At 61.2% G+C, this 20,234-nt stretch carries 24 protein-coding genes; 10 read left to right on the top strand and 14 right to left on the bottom strand.

All coding sequences use genetic code 11. The annotated features are described in order from the left end of the window. Window position 1: 1 nt before the first annotated feature. The 10 genes from BMX68_RS12565 to BMX68_RS12610 all read left to right on the top strand — a co-directional run bounded on the left by BMX68_RS12565 (window position 2) and on the right by BMX68_RS12610 (window position 7,365). Entirely contained in the window at window positions 2-445 is a 444-nt protein-coding gene (locus BMX68_RS12565; protein WP_017133196.1) for a hypothetical protein, read from the top strand. A 7-nt stretch (window positions 446-452) separates the two neighbouring features. Further along, complete coding sequence (locus BMX68_RS12570; protein WP_017133197.1) at window positions 453-1,013, top strand: type III secretion system HrpP C-terminal domain-containing protein; 561 nt, start codon at window positions 453-455, stop codon at window positions 1,011-1,013. Further along, window positions 1,010-1,741, top strand: coding sequence for a hypothetical protein (locus BMX68_RS12575; protein ID WP_017133198.1), 732 nt, complete (start codon window positions 1,010-1,012; stop codon window positions 1,739-1,741). The genes BMX68_RS12570 and BMX68_RS12575 overlap by 4 nt, the downstream gene beginning before the upstream one ends. Further along, window positions 1,731-2,069, top strand: a complete 339-nt coding sequence (locus BMX68_RS12580) for a FliM/FliN family flagellar motor switch protein (RefSeq protein ID WP_017133199.1) — start codon at window positions 1,731-1,733, stop codon at window positions 2,067-2,069. Before BMX68_RS12575 ends, BMX68_RS12580 begins: the two co-directional genes overlap by 11 nt. Beyond that, window positions 2,066-2,719 (top strand): type III secretion system export apparatus subunit SctR, encoded by a 654-nt coding sequence (gene sctR / locus BMX68_RS12585; RefSeq protein ID WP_017133200.1) that lies wholly within the window; start codon window positions 2,066-2,068, stop codon window positions 2,717-2,719. The genes BMX68_RS12580 and sctR overlap by 4 nt, the downstream gene beginning before the upstream one ends. Before the next feature lie 8 nt (window positions 2,720-2,727). Then, entirely contained in the window at window positions 2,728-2,994 is a 267-nt protein-coding gene (sctS, locus tag BMX68_RS12590) for a type III secretion system export apparatus subunit SctS (protein WP_017126713.1), read from the top strand. Then, window positions 2,994-3,788 (top strand): type III secretion system export apparatus subunit SctT, encoded by a 795-nt coding sequence (gene sctT / locus BMX68_RS12595; protein WP_017133201.1) that lies wholly within the window; start codon window positions 2,994-2,996, stop codon window positions 3,786-3,788. The genes sctS and sctT overlap by 1 nt, the downstream gene beginning before the upstream one ends. Continuing rightward, window positions 3,785-4,861, top strand: a complete 1,077-nt coding sequence (gene sctU / locus BMX68_RS12600; RefSeq protein ID WP_017133202.1) for a type III secretion system export apparatus subunit SctU — start codon at window positions 3,785-3,787, stop codon at window positions 4,859-4,861. The genes sctT and sctU overlap by 4 nt, the downstream gene beginning before the upstream one ends. A gap of 75 nt (window positions 4,862-4,936) precedes the next feature. Then, on the top strand, window positions 4,937-5,884 hold the full coding sequence (locus tag BMX68_RS12605) for a type III secretion system chaperone (protein WP_017133203.1): 948 nt from the start codon (window positions 4,937-4,939) through the stop codon (window positions 5,882-5,884). Next, window positions 5,875-7,365, top strand: coding sequence for a hypothetical protein (locus BMX68_RS12610; RefSeq protein WP_017133204.1), 1,491 nt, complete (start codon window positions 5,875-5,877; stop codon window positions 7,363-7,365). The genes BMX68_RS12605 and BMX68_RS12610 overlap by 10 nt, the downstream gene beginning before the upstream one ends. 6 nt (window positions 7,366-7,371) lie before the next feature. Here BMX68_RS12610 and BMX68_RS12615 read toward each other — a convergent pair whose 3' ends face one another. The 14 genes from BMX68_RS12615 to BMX68_RS12680 all read right to left on the bottom strand — a co-directional run bounded on the left by BMX68_RS12615 (window position 7,372) and on the right by BMX68_RS12680 (window position 20,017). Then, window positions 7,372-7,731 (bottom strand): hypothetical protein, encoded by a 360-nt coding sequence (locus BMX68_RS12615; protein WP_017133205.1) that lies wholly within the window; start codon window positions 7,729-7,731, stop codon window positions 7,372-7,374. A 5-nt stretch (window positions 7,732-7,736) separates the two neighbouring features. Beyond that, entirely contained in the window at window positions 7,737-7,952 is a 216-nt protein-coding gene (gene hrpT, locus BMX68_RS12620) for an HrpT family type III secretion system protein (RefSeq protein WP_017133206.1), read from the bottom strand. Continuing rightward, window positions 7,949-10,033, bottom strand: coding sequence for a type III secretion system outer membrane ring subunit SctC (gene sctC / locus BMX68_RS12625; protein ID WP_017133207.1), 2,085 nt, complete (start codon window positions 10,031-10,033; stop codon window positions 7,949-7,951). The genes hrpT and sctC overlap by 4 nt, the downstream gene beginning before the upstream one ends. Window position 10,034: 1 nt before the next feature. Next, complete coding sequence (locus BMX68_RS12630; RefSeq protein WP_017133208.1) at window positions 10,035-10,463, bottom strand: hypothetical protein; 429 nt, start codon at window positions 10,461-10,463, stop codon at window positions 10,035-10,037. Continuing rightward, complete coding sequence (locus BMX68_RS12635; RefSeq protein WP_017133209.1) at window positions 10,450-10,674, bottom strand: hypothetical protein; 225 nt, start codon at window positions 10,672-10,674, stop codon at window positions 10,450-10,452. Before BMX68_RS12635 ends, BMX68_RS12630 begins: the two co-directional genes overlap by 14 nt. 81 nt (window positions 10,675-10,755) lie before the next feature. Then, on the bottom strand, window positions 10,756-11,331 hold the full coding sequence (sctL, locus tag BMX68_RS12640) for a type III secretion system stator protein SctL (protein ID WP_026013311.1): 576 nt from the start codon (window positions 11,329-11,331) through the stop codon (window positions 10,756-10,758). Between the two features lie 22 nt (window positions 11,332-11,353). After that, the gene (locus tag BMX68_RS12645) at window positions 11,354-11,884 is read right to left on the bottom strand and encodes a hypothetical protein (protein ID WP_017133211.1); all 531 of its coding nucleotides are present in this window, start codon (window positions 11,882-11,884) and stop codon (window positions 11,354-11,356) included. Further along, window positions 11,881-12,684 carry a type III secretion system inner membrane ring lipoprotein SctJ gene (gene sctJ, locus BMX68_RS12650; RefSeq protein WP_017133212.1) on the bottom strand — a complete coding sequence of 268 codons (804 nt, stop codon included), beginning with the start codon at window positions 12,682-12,684 and terminating at the stop codon, window positions 11,881-11,883. The genes BMX68_RS12645 and sctJ overlap by 4 nt, the downstream gene beginning before the upstream one ends. Before the next feature lie 8 nt (window positions 12,685-12,692). Continuing rightward, entirely contained in the window at window positions 12,693-13,052 is a 360-nt protein-coding gene (gene sctI / locus BMX68_RS12655; protein WP_017133213.1) for a type III secretion system inner rod subunit SctI, read from the bottom strand. 185 nt (window positions 13,053-13,237) lie between these two features. Continuing rightward, window positions 13,238-14,140 (bottom strand): hypothetical protein, encoded by a 903-nt coding sequence (locus tag BMX68_RS12660; RefSeq protein ID WP_074862235.1) that lies wholly within the window; start codon window positions 14,138-14,140, stop codon window positions 13,238-13,240. Window positions 14,141-14,197: 57 nt separating this feature from the next. Beyond that, on the bottom strand, window positions 14,198-14,527 hold the full coding sequence (locus tag BMX68_RS12665) for a type III secretion system major pilin HrpA (protein ID WP_017133215.1): 330 nt from the start codon (window positions 14,525-14,527) through the stop codon (window positions 14,198-14,200). Between the two features lie 28 nt (window positions 14,528-14,555). Beyond that, entirely contained in the window at window positions 14,556-15,539 is a 984-nt protein-coding gene (locus tag BMX68_RS12670; RefSeq protein ID WP_017133216.1) for a sigma 54-interacting transcriptional regulator, read from the bottom strand. 1,062 nt (window positions 15,540-16,601) lie between these two features. Next, window positions 16,602-18,965, bottom strand: coding sequence for a DNA polymerase II (locus BMX68_RS12675; protein ID WP_026013312.1), 2,364 nt, complete (start codon window positions 18,963-18,965; stop codon window positions 16,602-16,604). A 68-nt stretch (window positions 18,966-19,033) separates the two neighbouring features. Beyond that, window positions 19,034-20,017, bottom strand: coding sequence for a phosphoribosyltransferase (locus tag BMX68_RS12680; protein WP_060783532.1), 984 nt, complete (start codon window positions 20,015-20,017; stop codon window positions 19,034-19,036). Window positions 20,018-20,234 lie beyond the last annotated feature (217 nt).

The raw sequence follows: 20,234 nt of genomic DNA on the forward strand, positions 1-20,234 counted from the left end.
CATGGACGAAGAACTCGAAGCCGACCCCAACCGCGTCGCCCTGGCCCAAGTGATCCAGATTCTCACGCCGTTGCGCCAGCACCGCCAGGCCAGCGCCGAGCGTGCGCAGCGGCGCTTACAGGAGGCACTGGAGACGATGCGCCAACAGCTTCTGCACAGCGAACAGTCCTGGGTCCAGGAGCGCGACAACCAGCGGGCTCGCCGCCAACAGCTATCCGACGCGCACTTGCAGCAGAAGCTGGCGTTGAAAGAGATCGAGCGCTGGCATGAAAAAGAGCGCCGCATGCTCGACCGGCTGTCCTATATCCAGCAGAACATCAACCAGTTACGCCATGAGATCGAGCTGCAACAGCAACGCCTGGAGCAGGCCCGAATCGAAGCCAAGGCCCGCCAGCGTGCCGTGGAAAAACTCGCCTGTATGAGCGAGAACTTGAGTGAGGAATAAATCCGCCATGACCACGACGATCAAGCCTGCCGCCGCGCCCCCGCCACATAAGCCAGCGCCCGCGGCACGAGCGCCGCAGACTGACAACCGATTGCCATCGGCGCCCCTCTCGCGGCGCGCCGAGACTGAACGTTCGCGCCAGGCCGGCAGCGCGTTCGGCGCCCGCCGCGACACCAGCAACGAGATAACCGCCGACGGCCTGTTTTTCGAACAGTTGCTGGTGCCCTCCACCACCGACCAGGGCGACTCCTCGGATCGTCACGGCGGTGCCGGCTTCAGCCTGTTCCACCCGGTTGACGAAGTGCTCACACAATTGATCGATGAGCTGGCGATGCAACTGCCGGTCCAAAGCGATCGGCCCTTCAGCGCCACCTTGCTGATGCCCAATCTGGGCAAGATCCAGGTTCGGGCCAGCAAGCGCGACAACCGTTGGAACATCGATCTGGACGTTGAACGCGCCGATGTGCTCGGTCGCCTGCGCAGCAACCGACAAGTATGCGAGGACGCCTTCAGCGAGGCTCTGGGTCAGGACGTGAGCTTGTCCTTGCAGGGAATCGGCAACGCATGACGCCCCTGGCATTGCGCCCGGTGTCCCGGGTACTGGCCAGTGCCAGCCGCCTGCTCGGCCGTGGCCGCTGGCTGGACTATCCGCTGCGCGGCGCCACGGCTCGACTGAGCCTGAGCCCATTGATCGACGCCGATCAACTCGCGCCCGACGACCCCGCTTGGGCCGCCTTCGACAGCGCCCTGGGTCCGCTGTACCTGACCGACGCCAACGCCGTTTTGAGCCTGTTCGGCGAAGTGCCGGCGGTTACCGGCGGCCCGGTGCAGACCTGGTATTGGCAATACCTGAACCAGCAACTGAGCCCGCCTTTGGCCCAGTTGCTGACCCCCCTGGAGCCCCGCGTGCGGGCAGACCATGACCGCTCCTGGCCCTTCGTTTGCCGACTCGCGGTGCATGGGGCCGACGAGTCGGTGCATGCCCGTCTCGGTTGCGATGCACAGACCCTGATCCGCCTGCTGGACGCCCTGCCCTGGCAGGCCATCGAACAGCCGTTGCCCGAGGACTGGCCGCTGCTCACGCCAGTGGTCCTTGGCGAGCTGAGCCTGACCCTGAACGAGCTGCGCTCGCTACGCCCTGGCGATGTACTGCTGCCAGACCGCGCGTACTTCGATTGCGCGGGGCACGGCGTCATGCACCTTGCGGCCCAGACCTGGCGCGTCGCCACCGACGTCTCTAACGACACACTGTTTGTACAGCTCAACCATGAGGAAACCCCGCCCGATGGACAATGATGCAGTGTATGAAGACATGCCGGTCGCACCCGAGGACCACGACGAGGCTCCGGCACCGACACCAGAGCCCTCAACGGAGCAGCAAGCCGAGCCACCGCCATCACCCCTCGCGGGCCTCAATCTGGACCTGACCGTGCGTAGCGGCAGCATCAGTCTGCCGCTATACGCCCTGCAGCGCCTGGCGCCAGGAGTCGTGCTGGAAGTCACAGGTGTGACTCCCGGCCAGGCGACCCTGTGCCATGGCGAGCGCGTGGTGGCCCATGGTGAACTGGTGGACCTGGAAGGCCAACTGGGCTTGCAGATCACCCGGATGGTATTCGACCGATGATCCTTGATGGCATGAATCCGATCATGCTCGCGCTATTTCTCGGCGCGCTGTCCCTGATCCCCCTCTTCCTGATCGTCTGCACCGCATTCCTGAAGATCTCCATGGTGCTCTTGATCACCCGCAATGCCATCGGCGTGCAGCAGGTACCGCCGAACATGGCAATGTACGGTATTGCCCTGGCGGCAACCCTGTTCGTCATGGCGCCCGTCGCGCATCAGATCCAGCAACGGGTGCATGACAATCCGCTGGAAATCGGCACCACGGAAAAGCTGCAAGTGAGCGCCAACACCGTCATGGAGCCGATTGAGCACTTCATGCTCCGCAACACCGATCCCGATGTACAGGCCCACCTACTGGAAAACACCCATCGCATGTGGCCCGCCGATATGGCCGCCAAGGCCAGTAGCAGCGACCTGCTGCTGGCGATCCCGGCGTTCGTGTTGTCGGAGCTACAGGCCGGATTCCAGATTGGCTTTCTGATCTATATCCCATTTATTGTCATCGATCTGATCGTCTCCAACCTGCTGCTGGCCTTGGGCATGCAGATGGTCTCGCCAATGACCATATCGCTGCCCCTCAAGCTGTTGCTGTTCGTGCTGGTACAGGGCTGGTCGCGCTTGCTCGACAGCCTTTTCTATTCCTATCTGTGAGACCTGCCGTGGAAGCGTTGGCACTGTTCAAGCAAGGCATGTTCCTGGTGGTGATTCTCACCGCGCCGCCCCTTGGCGTGGCGGTGCTGGTCGGCGTGATCACCTCGCTGTTACAGGCGTTGATGCAGATCCAGGACCAGACGCTGCCGTTCGGCATCAAGCTGGCCGCCGTCGGCCTGACCCTCGCCGCGACGGGGCGCTGGATCGGCGTGGAACTGATCCAGTTTATCAACCTGTCGTTCGACCTGATCGCCCGCACCGGTGGCGCCCATTGATGCCTTTCAATGCCGAGAGCGCCTTCGAGTTGATGCTCGGTATGGGCCTGGCCATGGCCCGCCTGCTGCCGTGCCTGATCCTGGTTCCGGCGTTTTGCTTCAAACACCTCAAGGGCCCGCTGCGCTATGGCGTGACCTGTGCCCTGGCGTTGATCCCGGCGCCGAGTATCGGTCGTGCCCTGGCCCTGGAAAACGACGCCTGGTTCACCATCGCCGGGCTACTGCTCAAGGAGTCGGTCCTCGGCATCCTGCTGGGCCTGTTGCTATACGCGCCGTTCTGGATGTTCGCCACCGTCGGCGCCTTGCTCGACAGCCAGCGCGGTGCCCTCAGTGGTGGTCAGCTCAACCCCTCGCTGGGGCCGGACGCCACGCCTCTGGGCGAGCTGTTCCAGGAAGCACTGATCATGCTGGTGATCCTCAGCGGCGGGCTCTCACTGATCACCCAGGTGATCTGGGACAGCTATGAAATCTGGCCGCCCACTGTCTGGTTGCCAGGGCTCAATATCGGCGGGCTGGACATCTTTCTCGAGCAACTGAACCAGACCCTGCAACACGCGATGCTGTATGCCGCGCCCTTTATTGGCCTGCTGCTGCTGATCGACGTGGCCTTCGCCATCATTGGCCTTTACGCCCAGCAACTGAACGTCTCGATCATGTCGATGCCGGCCAAGAGCATGGCCGGCCTGGCATTCCTACTGATCTACTTGCCGACGCTGCTGGAAATGGGCAACGGCCAACTGCGACAGCTACTGGACCTCAAGCATGTGCTCGGCTTGCTGGTGCAAGTGCCATGAGCGAAAAAACCGAAAAGGCCACGCCCAAGAAGCTGCGTGACGCCCGCGAAAAAGGCCAGGTGGGACAAAGCCAGGACCTGGGCAAATTGCTGGTGCTGATGGTGGTCAGCGAGGTCGCTCTAGGCCAGGCCGACGACAGCGTGGCGCGTCTAGAGCATCTGCTGGCGCTGCCTCTGCAGCGCATCAACTCGCACTTCCTGAGCAGCCTCACCGAAATAACCGGCGAGGCTGCTGAGCTGTTGATCCACTTCATTTTGATGAGCGTCGGCCTGGCGATGCTGATGCGCATGGTCGGCAGTTGGGTGCAAATCGGTTTTCTGTTCGCGCCCAAGGCGCTGAAGATCGACTTCGGTAAGCTCAATCCGCTCGGCCACCTCAAGCAGATGTTCTCCGGACAGAACCTGATGAACCTATTGCTGAGCATCCTCAAGGCGACGGCCATCGGCACCACGCTCTACGTCTCGATCAAGCCGGTGCTGGGCTCGCTGGTGCTGCTGGCGGACTCGGACTTGACCACCTACTGGCATGCGTTACTGGCGCTGTTGCGCAGTGTCTTGCGCACCACCCTCGGCTTGCTGCTGGTGATCGGCATGATCGACTTTGCCATGCAGAAGTACTTTCACGCCAAGAAAATGCGCATGAGCCACGAGGATATCAAGAAGGAATACAAGGAATCCGAAGGCGATCCGCACGTCAAGGGCCATCGCCGCCAACTGGCTCATGAACTGCTCAACGAGGAGCCCCACACACCGACCAAGCCCGTGGAGGACGCCGACATGCTGTTGGTCAATCCGACCCATTTCGCCGTGGCGCTGTACTACCGCCCCGGTCAAACGCCGCTACCGCTGATCCATTGCAAGGGTGAGGATGCCGAAGCCTTGGCCCTGATCGAACGTGCCCGGCGCGCGAAGATTCCGGTGGTGCAAAGCGTGTGGCTAGCACGCACTTTGTACAAGGTCAGGACCGGCAAATACATCCCACGTCCGACCTTACTCGACGTGGCCCATATCTACCAGGTGATTCGCCAGCTCGATGAAGTCACCGAAGACATTATTCAGCTTGAAGATGCCTGATTTAGAGCCTCCTCCTTAATTATATCGACACATTGTTACGCTAAAATGGGCGGCAAACTCCTATAGGTAGAGCCCATGCAGCCACGTGTTCACCCCTCCGCCGAAAAAGGCCCTCGTCCGCCTATTCCAGACGCAGCTGCGAGCTGGCTTTTCAATGCTGCCAAGCAGCTCGGGCTACCGGATCCGCAGGCTCGCGACTTCGCCCGAAACGGTCAATTACCGCTGCCGGGCCTGAGCCTGCAACTGTTTCAGTGGCAGACGCAACCAGTGCCACAATGGTTGGCGCTGGCCAGCTTGCCACGACCTGCGGATTGCCCCCCCACACTCTGGTACGAACTGCTGTTGCGAGCCAATTGCGCTACCAGCGCGATGACGGCCTGCACCACCGCGCTGGATGATGGCGGCGATGCGATGCTGGTCGCGCGCCTGCAATACCGACCGTACTCGGACAGCCATTATCTGGCTGCCGAGCTCAGTCATTTGCTGGCGTTGGGCGAAAGTCTGATTGCGGGCGCCACCGCTCTGAGTTCACCTCTGGCCCCCCACGACACCCCTGCCGGGCCGCCAACGCCGGCCAGCCCCGCCGCCCAGGAGCAGGCGCAAATGGCCATGGCACAAACCTGGCATCGCCCGTTGCTGGAGCATGCCTTGCACCATCTGGGCATCGCACCACCCGCCACGGCCCCACAGACCGTCGGCGTGATCCGGCTCAAGGGTCGTGCGTTGGAAATCATTGCCGACAGCGACCAACGCCACCTGCTGGTCAGCACGATGGTAGATGCCCCGCTGCAGCATGGCGATCAACGCGAACTCGCCCTGCGAGCCAACTTGCAGCTAATGACGTTGACCGGCTGCGCTATCGCCCTCGCGCCACAAGGCGCCTGCCTGCAGGCGCGCTGGGACAGCCAGGGGCTGGACGCCGAAGCCTGGGTCGATTGGCTATTGGACTTCGTCGCACTCGCCGATAGCTTCGCCCCTCCTTCCGTTACCAAAACTACGCTAAGGAGCCCGACATGGTCATGAGAATACAGACACCCGCGGTCAGTACTACGCCACCGGCAGCGACCATCGAGTTGGTGGCGCGCACCGCCAGCGATATGGAAAATGCCCAGATTGCCGCCCCACCACCGGGCTTCGCCGCACGTGCCGCCCAGGCAGCGAGTGGGCTGAGCCAAGCATTTCATCGCCAGTGCCTGGCTCCGGCCTGGAAGAGCATGAGTGCCGCTGGAGCTGCGGCCTACCAGGGCGGTGTCAGTGCCGGCAACACTATCAAGCACACCGCCGTGCAAAGCTGGGCTGACACAGCGGCCAACCTACCGTCCGGACGCAGCACCCTGGCGGCAGCCGGGCAGACCTTGCAACAGATGGTCACCTGTGGATTGCCGACCTATGCCCGCGAAGTCGCTTTCATGCACACCTACAGCGCCCTCGCCGACGGCCTGGCACAAAAGAGTCCAGGTGGCGCCTTAGCCTTGCAGGCGGCCATTTCACTGGCCACCGTGGCCAGCCATGTCTACGTGCGTCAGCCCCGCCTGGATCGCCTCGGTACCGAATCCACTGTCGCCGTGCGTGGGCATTTCGCGCTCAGCGAATCGCAATGGAACGCCCTCGGTGCCGACCAGCAGCAGGCCCGACGCGAACAGATGCAGCGCGACTCGCGCAACGTCACGCGCAATCAGATCGCCGCCGAAGCGATCTACCTCGGTCTCGGCGCCCTCGGCACGGCCCGTGGTGACGGCGCTTTGAGCGCTCGGATCCTGGCGACCCAGTTGCGCAACGTGCTCTACGCCGTGTCGCGCGAAACCCTGCAAGCCAGCCTGAGCCTGACCGGCAAGCACGACCACACCAAGACCTATGGCGTCAACGAAGACAACATGGCGATGCTCGGCTGGGCCTACGGCGCCATGACCCTGAGCATGGGGTTTATTCAGGACTCCATCAGCCCCAGGACTCTGCCGCCTGGCCAGACCCTATCGAGCCCGGCCCTGACCGGTGCCGACCACCGGCCACTACGCGGCGAAGCCTTGGCCCGCTCGATCCAGACCCTGGCCGGTACCCGCGCCGCATTCAACACCGTCACGGCGATTCTCGACGGGCACCTGCAAAAGCATCTCGACACCCGGCAGGCGGGCACCACCCAGCGGTTTAAGGCGAGTTTACCGCTCAAGGATTATGGTCGTCTGTTGGATCAGTCGCCGGTACGGGTGGCATGGTCCTCGCTGGCCAGTGCCGTCAACATGGCCATGGGCGAACTGACGCGGGGCACGACCGCGCCGGCCCTGTCCAGCTTCCTCGGCAACACCGGCACCGCCTTGGCCATGGGGTTGGCTTATCGCACCATGAGTCAGACGGTCCAGGCTCATGGCAGCGTGCGCAAAGCCATTGAGGCCAGGCCAGCGACCGCCGTAGCGGTTGAACCGGCACAAGCACGGATCGAGGCACAGGCAGGCCTGGTCAACCGGCGCCCCAACGCCCGCGCCACCATTGAGGGGGACGCGTCGTAGGGTGCTTCAGCGAGGGAGGTCGTTGAGGTGTTCAAGCCCCGCCAGCATCAGTTGATGCTGGCGGATTTGATCGAGTGACAGGTTCCCCTCGCCGTTGTTCGACACAGCGTGCCACACGACGAAGTTACGCTGGGGATCGAGAAATAAAAAATAATCGGGAAACCGATGCGATTGGTTGAAACGCCGTTCAAGGGTTTCACGCAGTTGTTGAGGTTTTAGCGCACTCTTCTCGATATGTAGTGCAATCCCCCAATCATGATGCTCCCGTCGACTAAGGAAGGATACCCCGCTGACCAGAGGCCAAATCGCATCCTGCTCTGCTGCTACTCGCTCGTAAAACGCCGCCTTACCGGAAACGCGAATCATGACGCTTAGTCCTTCAATGACATGACAGTAAAATCCGATGTTCGTTCGGAACCTTCCAAACCGTGGCGCATTTCCTCGGGCCACCAGATCACCAGGCTCCGATCGGTAGAATCCGGTCGGCTACACGCCAAGCCCGAACACCCCACTGGTGGCGGCGCCGTGACGCAGCCGGACAGTACGGTTCCCAGTCCCGCCAACGCGAAACGGACGAACTTGTTCATGGTTGTGCTCCTTTGAGCAGGGAGGCCCGCACCGGGCTATTGCCCTGGGAGGCGCGAGGCTGGCGCAGGGCGATAAACACTTCGCTCTCTTCTCCTGGCCGCAGCCAGGCATGGGGCCAGACCGCGACTCCAAGCACCCAACGCCCACCACAGCCGCTCTCGTCGACACGCACCGGCTGAGTGCCGGTGTTACGCGCGACTACCACCGCCACACCCCACGTCTTATGGCCGTACCATTGGGCGCGTTGACGGTCGATAACCAGGCCGCCACCGGAGTCGCAGAGGCTGTCCGGTACGAACGGCAAGGCGCCGCCGCTGCTGAAACCGCTTGGCTGCAGGCCGTCGAGCAATTGACTGAAGGCGTTCTGTACCTGAATCCGCGTCGGCCACTCTTCGCTGCGTCGCCTTTTAATGCGCTGATCAGCCGCATCGATATCGTCGGGGTTGCCGTTCTCGACATAACGCGCCGGGTCTACCTGGTCGCCAATCAAGCGCGGCGTAAGAATGAACAGCCGCTCGCGTTTGGTCGTGCGATGGCTGGTGGAGGTGAACAATACCTTACCGATCCACGGAATATCGCTGAGCCAGGGAATCTTGTTGACCTTGTCGTTGGACTCCAGTCCATGAAAACCGCCGACCACCAGCGAACCTCGTTCGGCAATGATCGCCTGGGTACTGACATTGCCTTTGCGCACGCTGGGCTGGGTAACATTGAGCACCGACTGGTCGATCTGCCCGTCTTCGATATCGAGGATCAGTTGCACTTGCGACTTGCCGTTACCCGTCAGCGAACGCGGGATCACCTGCAGGCTGGTGCCGGCAGTGATGGGTTGGATATCGGTGACCCGCTCGCCGATGGCGGTGAGGTACTCGGTGCGGCTGAAATCGATCACCGCCGGCTGGTTTTCCAACGTCAGGATCGACGGGTTGCCCACCACCGTCGCCGCCCCCTTGGCTTCCAAGGAATGCACCGCCAGTGCAAATCGACCGGAGTTTTCCGCCGACAGGGTCGCCCCCGAATCGAGCAACGAACCGCTGACATTGGTCCCGCCGGCCCAGACGTTCCAACTGCTGGACAGCTCGGCCAGGTCATCGCGGTTGATGTCGAGGATCATCGCGTCGATCTCGATCAGGTTACGCGGTTGGTCGAGCTGCCTGACCAATGTCTGGTACAAAGCCCGGCGCTTGGGCAAGTCATAGATCAGCACCGCGTTATTGCGCACATCGGCACTGACGCGAATTCGCGACTTGCCGCCGCCAGGTAGTGCGCCATGGCTGTTCTTGCCCCCGGCGGTGGTGTTGGCCAGTACCCGGTCGAGCCCCTGTTGGAGGCTCTCGGTATCCAGACCGCCGAGTAGCGTCGAGGACGCACCATATGGGTTGCCCCCTTGACCGCCACCCAGCCCCGCGCCTTGCAGGAGGTTGGCGGCGTTCACCGAGTCGCCCCGCGAGCGGCTTTCCAACAGGTCCTGGAGAATGGTCGCCACACCGGCCACCGTCAGCTGCTGATCGCGATAACGAATGACCCGGTCGGCGGCGTTGGCATAACGCAACGGCAGCACCACGACATCCTGCTTTTCCTCCGGGGTCTCGACCTTGCGACTGTAGTTGCGGATCATCTCGACGTAACGCGGCGGCCCGCTGACCAGCACCACGCCCTCGTCGGGCAAGGCTCCCCAGCCAAAGCGCGGGTCGAGCAGACCGACATCGGTCAAAGCGCTCTTAAGATCATCCGCCGCGTCCTGCGACACCTCGATGCGTTCTGAGGTCTGCTGTTCGGTCGGGCTGACGTACAGCGTTTCGTTGTACACGAACCACTGGAAATGGTGTTCCTGCCCCAGCCGGTCGAGAAAGGCCTGGGGGCTGGGCGCACGGATACGACCGTCGACCACCCCATCGAGCGCTCCCATTTCCAGGCCAACGCCAAACTCCCGGGCGAAATCCTCCAGGGCCTTGGTCACATCGACCTGCTTGGCCTCATAGGCATACGCGGTGTGCTTCCAGGCAGGTGGGACCACCGCCAGGGCCGGGGCACTGAGCCATATCAACAACCACGGCAACCACCAGGCAACCCTATGCATTTCAGACTCCCGGCTGCCAGTTATAAAGGAGGGGACGTCCGGCGGTACTGCTCGCCGGACCGTCGAGGGAGGTACGCATTAGACTGAGCATCGCCGCTCGCTGATTGGCCAGATTTTCCAGACGCTCCAGCAGGCGCTGCGGCGAACACGGTCGCGGTTGCCAACTGACCAGGACCAGACAATGGCTGTCGGGGTTGAAGCCCAACGCCCCCTCGCACCGGCAGGCAGCGCTAGCGGCGCCCTGGCTCAGGAGGGCATCCATCCGCTGCGGATCGGTCGCATCGTAGGGGTCCAGTAGATCGATGCTGCAGCGCACCCCGCCTTCAGTGACGACGAGCTGGGCATTGGCGTCATCGATCCAGCAGTCCAGAGCGCCGGAAGGTTGTTCGCACCATTGGACGACAATCGCTGTGAAGTCACTGAATTCCATCGATAATCGACTTTGTCAGGCCATGCTGGGCGCGTAGCCCTTCGCTCATCACCGAGGTCGCGGTGGCCATTTTCTGCGCCGCGTCGGTAAACGCTCTCATGTCCTCCACCGAACCGCTTTCGGCGGCCGCTATGGCAGCGTCGTCGGTACCCGTCTGGTTGTGGGTAAACGAGTGATCGAGGCGATGCTGCAAGGCTTTGAAACTGATCATCGAGGTCGCTCCAGCGAGGTGATGCCTGTGAGTGGAACAAAACGACCGCTGGGTTCCACTTTTTTAACGAACTCGGACAAGTCACTCACCGCGCCCGGACAAACAACGCACCAGCCCTTCCCAGTCGAGCTCGAAAGTGCCGGTGTCGCTGCTCAGGCACAATGCCTGGGGCCCCAGGAAGGCGTCCTCGCGCAGTTGCCAGAGCGCCGCAAAGCGACTGCTGGCCAACCAGCCCTGAACCTCGTCGAACAGCTCCGGAGAACAACTGAGGACCGCGCTGACCGCCTGGCGCTGGCTGCTCGCCAGATGGCCGACCAATGCCCGAGCCCGCTCAACGGGCCCGACTTCGCTGAACAGTTGGGTCATGGCAGCAGCGAGTACACTCTCAGCCGAAGCGACAGCTTCCTGGTGCAAGACCGCACGTTCGTTGTCCAGGGCCTGGAGAAAACCATTAGCCTGCTCCCAGAACTGCCCCAAGGCCTGGTCGAGATAACGCTGGCACTGCTCATGGGCGTTCGCCAGCAACCGCTCGGCCTCTTCCCGGGCCGCCGCCAGGACATCCGTGGCTTCCTGCGCCTGGGCCAGTTGCTCCAGCCGCACAATGGGCGACTGCGGCAGCGGCGACACGCCGAGAGACAAGCGCCTGAGACTCAACACGATAAGGGACTCCGCAAACGACTCATGGTGTATCGACCCGCCAGAGCACGGCGCGCCAGAGGGTATCGAGTTTGTGCCGTGGCAGATCGACCAAAGGCTCCAGTTGCTCCCCCGGCGCCCAGGCAAGGCGCAGGCGCGACCAGAACGGTGCTCCCAGCCAACTGGCTAACAACACCCGCGGATCCACGTTCGAGTGATCGAGCCACAAGCCCGGGCGCAGCGCTTTCGCCAGGCTGCGGCACCAGTGCCCATGGCGTTCGGGGACGGTCGGCTGATTCGCCACCGACGCCGCACAGATCGAACGGGCGAGTAACAACGCCTGCTCGCGCTGCTCGACGGTCAGCGACAACCACAGCGCGACATTGGCATCCAGGGGCGGGGGCTGGCACGGGGTCACTCCTAGCGCGCTCATCAGCGCGGCGTGCCGGCTGCTGGCCAAGGCAGCATCGTGATCGCCGTCCAGCCCGTGCGCCGCCAGGAGCCCCGACCGCCAGTCAGGGTGCGCCCAACGCCAGGTGCAGCACCACCAGTTGATCCAGTCGAGTTCGTTCACAGCCGCGCCGGGTAACCGCCAGAGCCGCTGCGCCCCGGACGCAAGCGTCCCAGCAGCGCCTGGCGCCAGTCGGCCCGCAAGGCCAGGGCAATCAGCACCACCAACAACAGCGCACCGACCAACGACGCGATCAGGGCCATGTTCCAGAAGCCCTGGTCACGGCTGTCCACCAGGAACGGTCCGAACTGCACCAGCTTCTGCTTGTCTTCAAACTCCACGGCGGGTACGAAGACGATGGCGAATTTCTTCGAGTTCAGGGCCTCCTGGGACATTCCCGGAATACTGCTGGCGACCATCTGCTGGATACGTCCACGCACGCTATCGGGATCCAGCACGGCGGTGTGCTTGATAAACACCGCCGCCGACGCCGGCTGCACTGGCTCGCCGGGGGCGATGCGTTCGGGCAGCACCACATGAACCCGAGCCACCACCACCCCATCGATCTGCGACAGGGTCGACTCCAGTTCCTGGGACAGGGCATAGATATAACGCGCGCGCTCTTCAAGCGGCGTGGAGATCACACCTTCCTTCTTGAAGATCTCTCCAAGGCTGGTGCGTGTCCGTCGAGGCAAACCTGCCGCATCGAGAATGCGCACCGCGCGGTTGATCTCATGGCTGGGGACGATTACTGTCACACCCAGCTTCTCCGACTGTTTGTGCGCCTCGATATGCTGGTCGGCCAGTTGCGCGATTACTTCATTGGCATCCTGCTCCGACAACGCGCCGAAGAGCTTGCTCTCATCGCTGCAACCGGCGAGCAACGTCAGGCACAGCAGCAGGATCGGGCCGAAAAATCTCACAGACGGCCCTATTGCAGGTTGGTGAGTTTATCGAGTGCCTGGGCACCCTTGTTTACCACCTTGGTGGTCATCGCCATTTGCAGGGAATACTGCGACAACGAGCGGCTCATCTTGACCACGTCCATCGGATCGGACGAACCGGCGGCGACCTTCATCGCCCGCATGGCCTGCTCAGACAAGCGCCCCTGGGACTGCAAGCGGTCGGATAGGGCCTGAACCATGTCGTCGGCCAGGTGCCCGGAGGGCTCAGAGGAGTGACTCATGGCATGGTTGAACAGATCGACATCCGCCTGCGCAGGCCCCGAAACCAGTCCCTGATCATGATCGACAGGCAAACCCTTGAAAGTGTGGATGGGGGCGAGGGTCATGGGGTTTCTCCGGCAAACGGTAGCAAAGAATAAAATAACGCCACTAGGGCCTGTACGAAATATTTTCCAGCGAAGACCGGGCCAGGCGAAAGCAGGCAAGCCAGCGCAGTTGACAAGTGGTCAATGAGCATGGCGAGCCCGCTTTCGAAGCCGCACGGCGAGCGCAGATACATTTTCTACAGAGCCTAGGCGAGGTTGCTGGTCATCACGTCGAGAATGTTTTGCGCCGCCTCGGCGGCGGAGTTGCGCAGGTCATGTTGCTGCAGTTGATGCGCCAGGGCGCCAGACTGCAAACCACTGGCCAGGCCAAGACCCATCTCCAATCCCTGCTTGAAGATATCCACCGGACTCTTCGCCCCCCACAGATTCGCCAACTGCTCCTTGACATCCCCTAAGGCATTATTCGCATCGCCACCGATCGACGCCGGCGCAAGGCTACCCAGACCGCCAGCATTAGCTTGATGGGCGGGCGCGTCGCCCGCGCCGAACAGTTGGGAAACCTGCTCGAGAGCGGCTTTGAATTTCGCCGTTTCGCCTTTGTCGAGATAATTGTCCTCGTCCAGCTCCTTGCTCCACGAACCGGAATTGGGCGCGCCGAACACCGCCTTGTTCTTGTCCATGTAGTCCGCGATCTGCTGCAAGATCGGCTTGTCGGCACTGGCAAAAGTCGACCCATCGCCCTTATCGGTCAGGGCATGATTGAGGATGGCCTTGCTCAGGCCGTGCATAACCTGCGACAGCAGGTCAAGACCGCCTTGCCCGACGGCCATCGAGGCATCGGCAGCGGCACCGGCCTTACCCCCCAGTTTGTCCTGGATAACTTCGCCCAAGGCTTTTTTAACGGCATCGACATCATTATTGCCCGTTAATTCCATCAGCGAATTATTTTTCTTTAGTTGCTGTTCAATCATCTTACCCAGTGGCGAATCGGTAGAAAGATGACCGCCTGCCATTAAGGTATCGGCTAACTTTTCGATAACCTCCTTGAGGGTTCTGGGCGAGTCAGAAGCGCCCGAAGTTGAAGCGGATGGAATGACAGTACCTACCCGTCCAAATGCGCCGGCAGAGCCGGAAACAGAATTCAACATAGAAGAATCTCGCTAGCGATCACAATGCCCCCTGAACAATCAAGGGGCCGGGGATGATTAATAGCTGATGCCTTTGGCAGTTTGCGCCACGTTGGAAATTTCTTTGTTCGCGGCGTCAGTTTGAGCGGAACTAATGGCCTGCAGCGTGTTACGTTGTTCTGTTTGCATGGCCGCCTGGCCCTGCAACATGATATTGCGCGCGGATTGCTCGTCCTGCATCTTCATCATCGCCAGTTGTGCTTCAGCGGCCTTGCCCCCCCCCGCCAGATCCGCAGCAGCAGACTGGTTTTGTGCATTGCCCTTGATGGAGTTACCGGTCTCTTTGACAGAGTTGTAACCATTGACCGCTGTGTTGGCGCCATTAGTGACTCTATTTGCAAGGTTCATAATTTTCACCGCTCCTGATTCACCCACGTTAGTGTGGGATATCCATGTGTGGATCCCTCGTCGATTTGAGTTCCATCTTTTTTTCCAGGCCATCGCTCTTCAGAAAAATATCCAAGGTCTTGATTCGGTGGTACAGCGTGCGCCGGGGCAGGCCCAGCTCCATGCTGACCGCATCGACGGACTGACCGTGGCGCTTGAGTGCCTCTTGGATCAGCGTGCGCTCGATCACCCGCATCTGCGCCTTGAGGCTCTGCCCCTCGACATCGTCCGACCCATCGCCGCCCAATAACGGAAAGCCCAGGACGAAACGCTTGGCCGCCGATTTCAGCTCACGGATATTGCCCGGCCAGGAATGACTGAGCAGCATTTGCGCCAACGAGGCGCTCAACGGCTTATGGCCCCGCCCGAGGTCGCGGTTGGCGGCGCTGACGAACTTGGAAAACAACGGGATGATCTGCTCGCGGCGCTCGCGCAAGGCCGGTAACTGGATGGTCAGGACGTTGAGGCGAAAGTACAGGTCGCGCCGAAACAGCCCCTCCTCGACCATTTTTCCCAATGGCCGCTGCGCCGAAGCGATCACACACAACTCCAGCGGAATGACCGTAGTCGACCCCAGGCGCTCGATGGCCCGCACCTCAAGCACGCGCAACAGTTTGGCCTGCAAGTTCAGCGGCATGCTGTCGATCTCGTCGAGATAGAGGGTGCCACCCTGCGCCGACTCGATGTAGCCCATCCGTGACCGATTGGCCCCGGTAAAGGCCCCGCTGACCACACCAAACAATTCGCTCTCGGCCAGTGACTCGGGAATCGCCGCACAGTTCATCGCCACAAAAGGCCCACTGCGTCCCGAGAGCTCATGGATACGCTGGGCCAAGGTATCCTTGCCGGTCCCCGTCTCGCCCGAAAGCAGCAAATCGATGCCCAGTTGAGAGGTACTTTGCGCAATGATCTTTATATTGGGAATCTCCTTCTCGGAGTCAAACTCACAATCAAAGCAATCATACACACCCATCTACGATCTCCAGATCGATCCGCTCAATTAAATTTTCCATCAAGCGAGACTGCCGCTTCTTTTGTCACCATCTAGTGACATTTCACCCGATGGCTATCGCCAACAAAACCTCGCACCCGGAACAACTTACCGAGCGGAAGAATCCATTAGTTTTTATTCTCTAGAACGTCAAAAAAATATCATGACACTCCGGGAGCGCCTAAAATCTGGCAGCTCACTTTATTTAGGACTACATCAGCGTCATAAACTTGAAACAAACCGACGAATGCTGCCACTCAACAATTTCACTACTCTGAAGCGGGCAGTATTAACAGCGTATTAAACAAGATTACGCACACAAAAAATCCTAAAAAGATCTTCTGAGAGAGTTTCGTACAAACGTTTGAAAGATTGCTTGATCACTCATATTCCATTACCGATAAAGATCGGCATCCCTTGATACGGAGGCCGGCAGACAAGCTAACACCCGGCAGTGGGCAAAGAATACATTCGTACTTATGCCTGTCAACCGTAATCTTACGTCGACAGATCCAGGTGGAAGCTATTCTCCTCTACCCTTATTCAAAGACTGAAACTCAAATATCGGGTAGTGGGCAAAATACTCAGGAAATGTACGGCTAATGTCAAAGTGATGGGATTACCAACTCTTCACTGCCAATGTTAGAAGGCCACCAGCTCGACTGTGGAAGTGCCCAGGAGTACCTTTTCATGGAACTCATTTCGCCGTGCGGACCACTCAGCCTGAAGCAAGCCGGTTTTCCGACCGGCGAGCGCCACCAAAACTTGTCCCATCATGCTCGCGCTGCAGTACAGGCGTGATGACCGGAGAATAACAAATCATGGCCATTAGACACGACCGGCAACGGGCCGACGAAATCAGCCTCTTGAGCCTTATTCCACCGACTGCGACGCGTTACAAAAACACTCAACTGACGGTCAAGGGCGGAGGTCATTCGCCATGGTATCGATCGGTTTCGCTGGTTCCGGCCTACACCAGCGCCCGACCCTGTCCGTTCCGAAGCCCAAGGCCCACACCACCACTGTGGGAACGATCCGCCCGTCTCAAAACAAGCCGAGCTGACCACCGATCAGAGTGCTGAAATCGTCCTGCACGAACGGCAGGATCGCATCCGCCACCGGCTGCAGTTGCCGGGTGATGTAGTGGTCGTAATCGATCGGCGCACGCCGGACCTCGAGCGGTTCAGGTCCGGCCAGACTGATCACGTAACTGATCCAGCCACCATTCTGGTACTGCCGTGGACGTCCCTGGGCATCGTTGTACTCATCGGCCAATCGCGCCGCCCGCACATGGGGCGGGACGTTGCGTTGATAGTCAGCCAACTGCCGGCGCAGGCGCTTGCGGTACACCAGCAGCGCGTCCAGCTCGCCCGCCAGGGTTCGCCGCACATAATCGCGCACATAGTCCCGGTAAGGCTGGTGAGTGAAGATACGCAGGTACAGCTGCTGCTGGAACTCCTGAGCCAGCGGTGACCAGTCGCTGCGCACGGTCTCCAGGCCCTTGTAGACCATCTCTTGAGTGCCATCGGCTCGCGTGACCAGCCCGGCATAACGCTTCTTGCTGCCCTCTTCGGTACCGCGAATGGTCGGCATCAGGAAGCGGCTGAAGTGGGTTTCGAACTGCAACTCCAGAGCACTGGTCAGGCCGTGCTCCTGGCGCAGGTGCTCGCGCCACCAGTCGTTGACCCCGGTCACCAGCGAGCGGCCAATCCGCCCAGCCTCTTGCCGGTCATGGGCACGCTTGAGCCAGACGAAGGTCGAATCGGTGTCGCCATAGATCACCGTGTAGCCCTGGGCCTCGATCAGTTGCCGGGTACGGCGCATGATCTCGTGCCCGCGCAAGGTGATCGAGGATGCCAGCCGGGTATCGAAGAAACGGCAGCCGCTGGAACCGAGCACCCCGTAAAAGGCATTCATGATGATCTTCAGCGCCTGGGATAGCGGCGCATTGTGCTCGCGCTTGGCCGCCTCGCGCCCCTGCCAGACCGTCTCGACAATCGCCGGCAGACAATGCCGGGTGCGGGAAAACCGCGCCCCGCGAAAGCCCGCCACCGACTCGTTGTCCTCCGGATGGCGCAGGCCCTCGATCAAGCCTACCGGGTCGATCAGGAAGGTGCGGATGATCGACGGGTAAAGGCTCTTGTAGTCCAGCACCAGTACCGACTCGTACAGGCCAGGTTGGGAATTCATGACAAAACCGCCGGGGCTGGCTTCGGGCGTGCGCTCGCCGAGGTTGGGCGCGACGAAGCCCTGGCGATGCATCAGCGGCAGGTACAGGTGGGTAAAGGCCGCCACCGAACCACCGCTGCGGTCGGTAGGCAGGCCCGTGATGGTGGCGCGTTCGAGCAGGAAGCTCAGCAACTGGGTCTTGTCGAAGATCCGCGTCACCAGCTCGCAGTCCTTGAGGTTGTAGCGCGCCAGCGCGGGCTTGTCTTCGGCGAACATGCGGTCGATCTCGTCCATGCGCTGGTAGGGATTGTCGATCGACTTGCCTTCGCCCAGCAGCTGTTGCGCCACGTATTCGAGGCTGAACGAGGCAAAGCTCCAGGTCGCCGAACGCAACGCCTCGATACCGTCGATGATCAGGCGCCCGGCGGCGGCGGCGAAGTAGTGAGTGTTACGCGCGCCGTTGTCCCGCCAGCCCATGACATTGCCGTCGCGCCCCAAGCGCAGCGGCACTTTCAGGCGCTGGGCATGTTCATGCAAAACCCGCAGATCGAACTGCACCAGGTTCCAGCCGATGATTCCATCGGGATCGTGGCGGTCCAACCATTCGTTGAGGGCCTCAAGCAGTTCGCCACGGCTCTGGCGATAGTCGAGCTTGAAATCCAGTTCGCCAGCCTCGCCGTTTTCCGGCCCGAGCATGTACACCTGGCGTTCGCCGCAACCTTGCAGAGCAATGGAATACAGGTCGCCCTGCATAGTCGTCTCGATATCCAGGGACACCAGCCGCAACCGTGGTCGATAGTTCGGCGCTGGCCTCATCTGGGTGTCGAGCAGCGGCCCAGCGCCGTGCACCGTACCGCCGAACAGCACCGGCGCGGTGATAAAGCGCTCCATCAGATAGCGCTCAGGCGGACGAATATCGGCTTCGTAGACATCCACGCCGGCTGATCGCAGTAGTTTCTCGATATTTATCAGCTGTCGATGTTGCTGGCAGTAGACGCCGAGTACCGGGCGGTGATGAAAATCCAGCAATTGCAGCGGGCGCAACTCGACGCCGCGCTCGTTGCGCAACAGGATTTCGGCGCGTTCGCGCTGGGCAACGGGGATAAAAGCAACCGAGGGTTGCGGCGGCAGGCGGACATGGCGCGGCCCGTCATCGGTCGCCAGCCAGAACTCGACCTGCGTCCCCACGGGGGTGTCGCGCCAATGCCGGGTCAGGACAAAACCCTGCTGTAGATCCACCACCGCCACCTCAAAACTGTTTCTGGGCGGTAATTCTACTCGTCATTGCCTGCCAGGGAGCCCTTCTCTCACGCCCTTTGTACACCTTCCAGTTGCTGGGGGACATGACCCCAGTCATGGGCACCGATCACGCGCCCCCTACGCACCTGAGCCTCCCACCAGATCACCCGCAACAGCGGCAGGCGCGTCGAGATCAGGATTGCCTGTCGTGCATCGCTTTCGACAAAGTGCGTGCAGCCCAGTTGCAACGCCGCCGTCGCCTTGTGGGCAGATACCTGTTCCAGACTGTCGTCGTGGGTGGAAACATCGCGCATCAGCAGCGAAATCCCGCTATAACCGTGTAGGTCGAGCCAATGCTGGGTGCGCGCTCGGTCCATCTCCGGACGCCCGGTGATAATTGCCCTGACCCGTGACAAGGCCAACCAGGCCGGGGGATCGAACGGCTCCAGGCGGTCTCGCTCACGTAATGCCTGATGCAGGTCGGCGGCATAACGCTGCCGAGCAATATCCGGCAACAGGATACCGTCGAGGTCGATGCCGTAGGTTTCGTAGTCGTGATCGTCGCCCACCGGCCCGGTCTGCCCGCCGGCGGTGGCCTGCCAGCGAGCACGGTATTCAGCGGTGTGGGAATGGCGTTCCCAAGGAAACAGCAGGAACGCGCCACGGCCATCGAGGGTGTAGTCCGGACGAATACGGCTGAGGTCGTCGAAACCCGCAGTCATGGTTTTCAGGGACAAGCCATGACCTTGTAGGAATTCGATACAGTCGGCGAGGGTATATCCGGCACCGGCGATGTCCTCGCACAGCAACACTTTGCTGCCCGGTGCGGGTATCGGCAACGACGAATCCCATCTGACGAGGCGACTGCCACGCTCATAGCGCAGGAAGGCCGGCATCAGACCGGTGGCGTGCGACACCATCAGCGCCAGCGGCGCCCCACCGCGTAGAATGCCCACCACACAGGCGAAGGCTTCGTCGGCCAGCCGAGAGCGCAGCGAAGCGACCCAACGGTCCAGTTGTTCATAGGAGAACGGCAGTACAGGCTTATCCATAAGCAGGTCACATCGAGTCCCGGTCCAGGTTAATATCGGTGCCTAATGGCACGGCACGCTCAAGTGTGCGCAGCTTGTGGCACGGTCTTATGGAGCGTATCGGGGGCAGTCTAGACGCTTTCGGCACCCTGACTCGGGCATCGATCGGAAAATTCCGCAGATTACCGTCGCGCGACTCATCGGGCATCGCGCGCTCTTGGGTCCGCCTATTGAAGTC

It is taken from the genome of Pseudomonas agarici, assembly GCF_900109755.1.
Taxonomy (GTDB): Bacteria; Pseudomonadota; Gammaproteobacteria; order Pseudomonadales; family Pseudomonadaceae; genus Aquipseudomonas; species Aquipseudomonas agarici.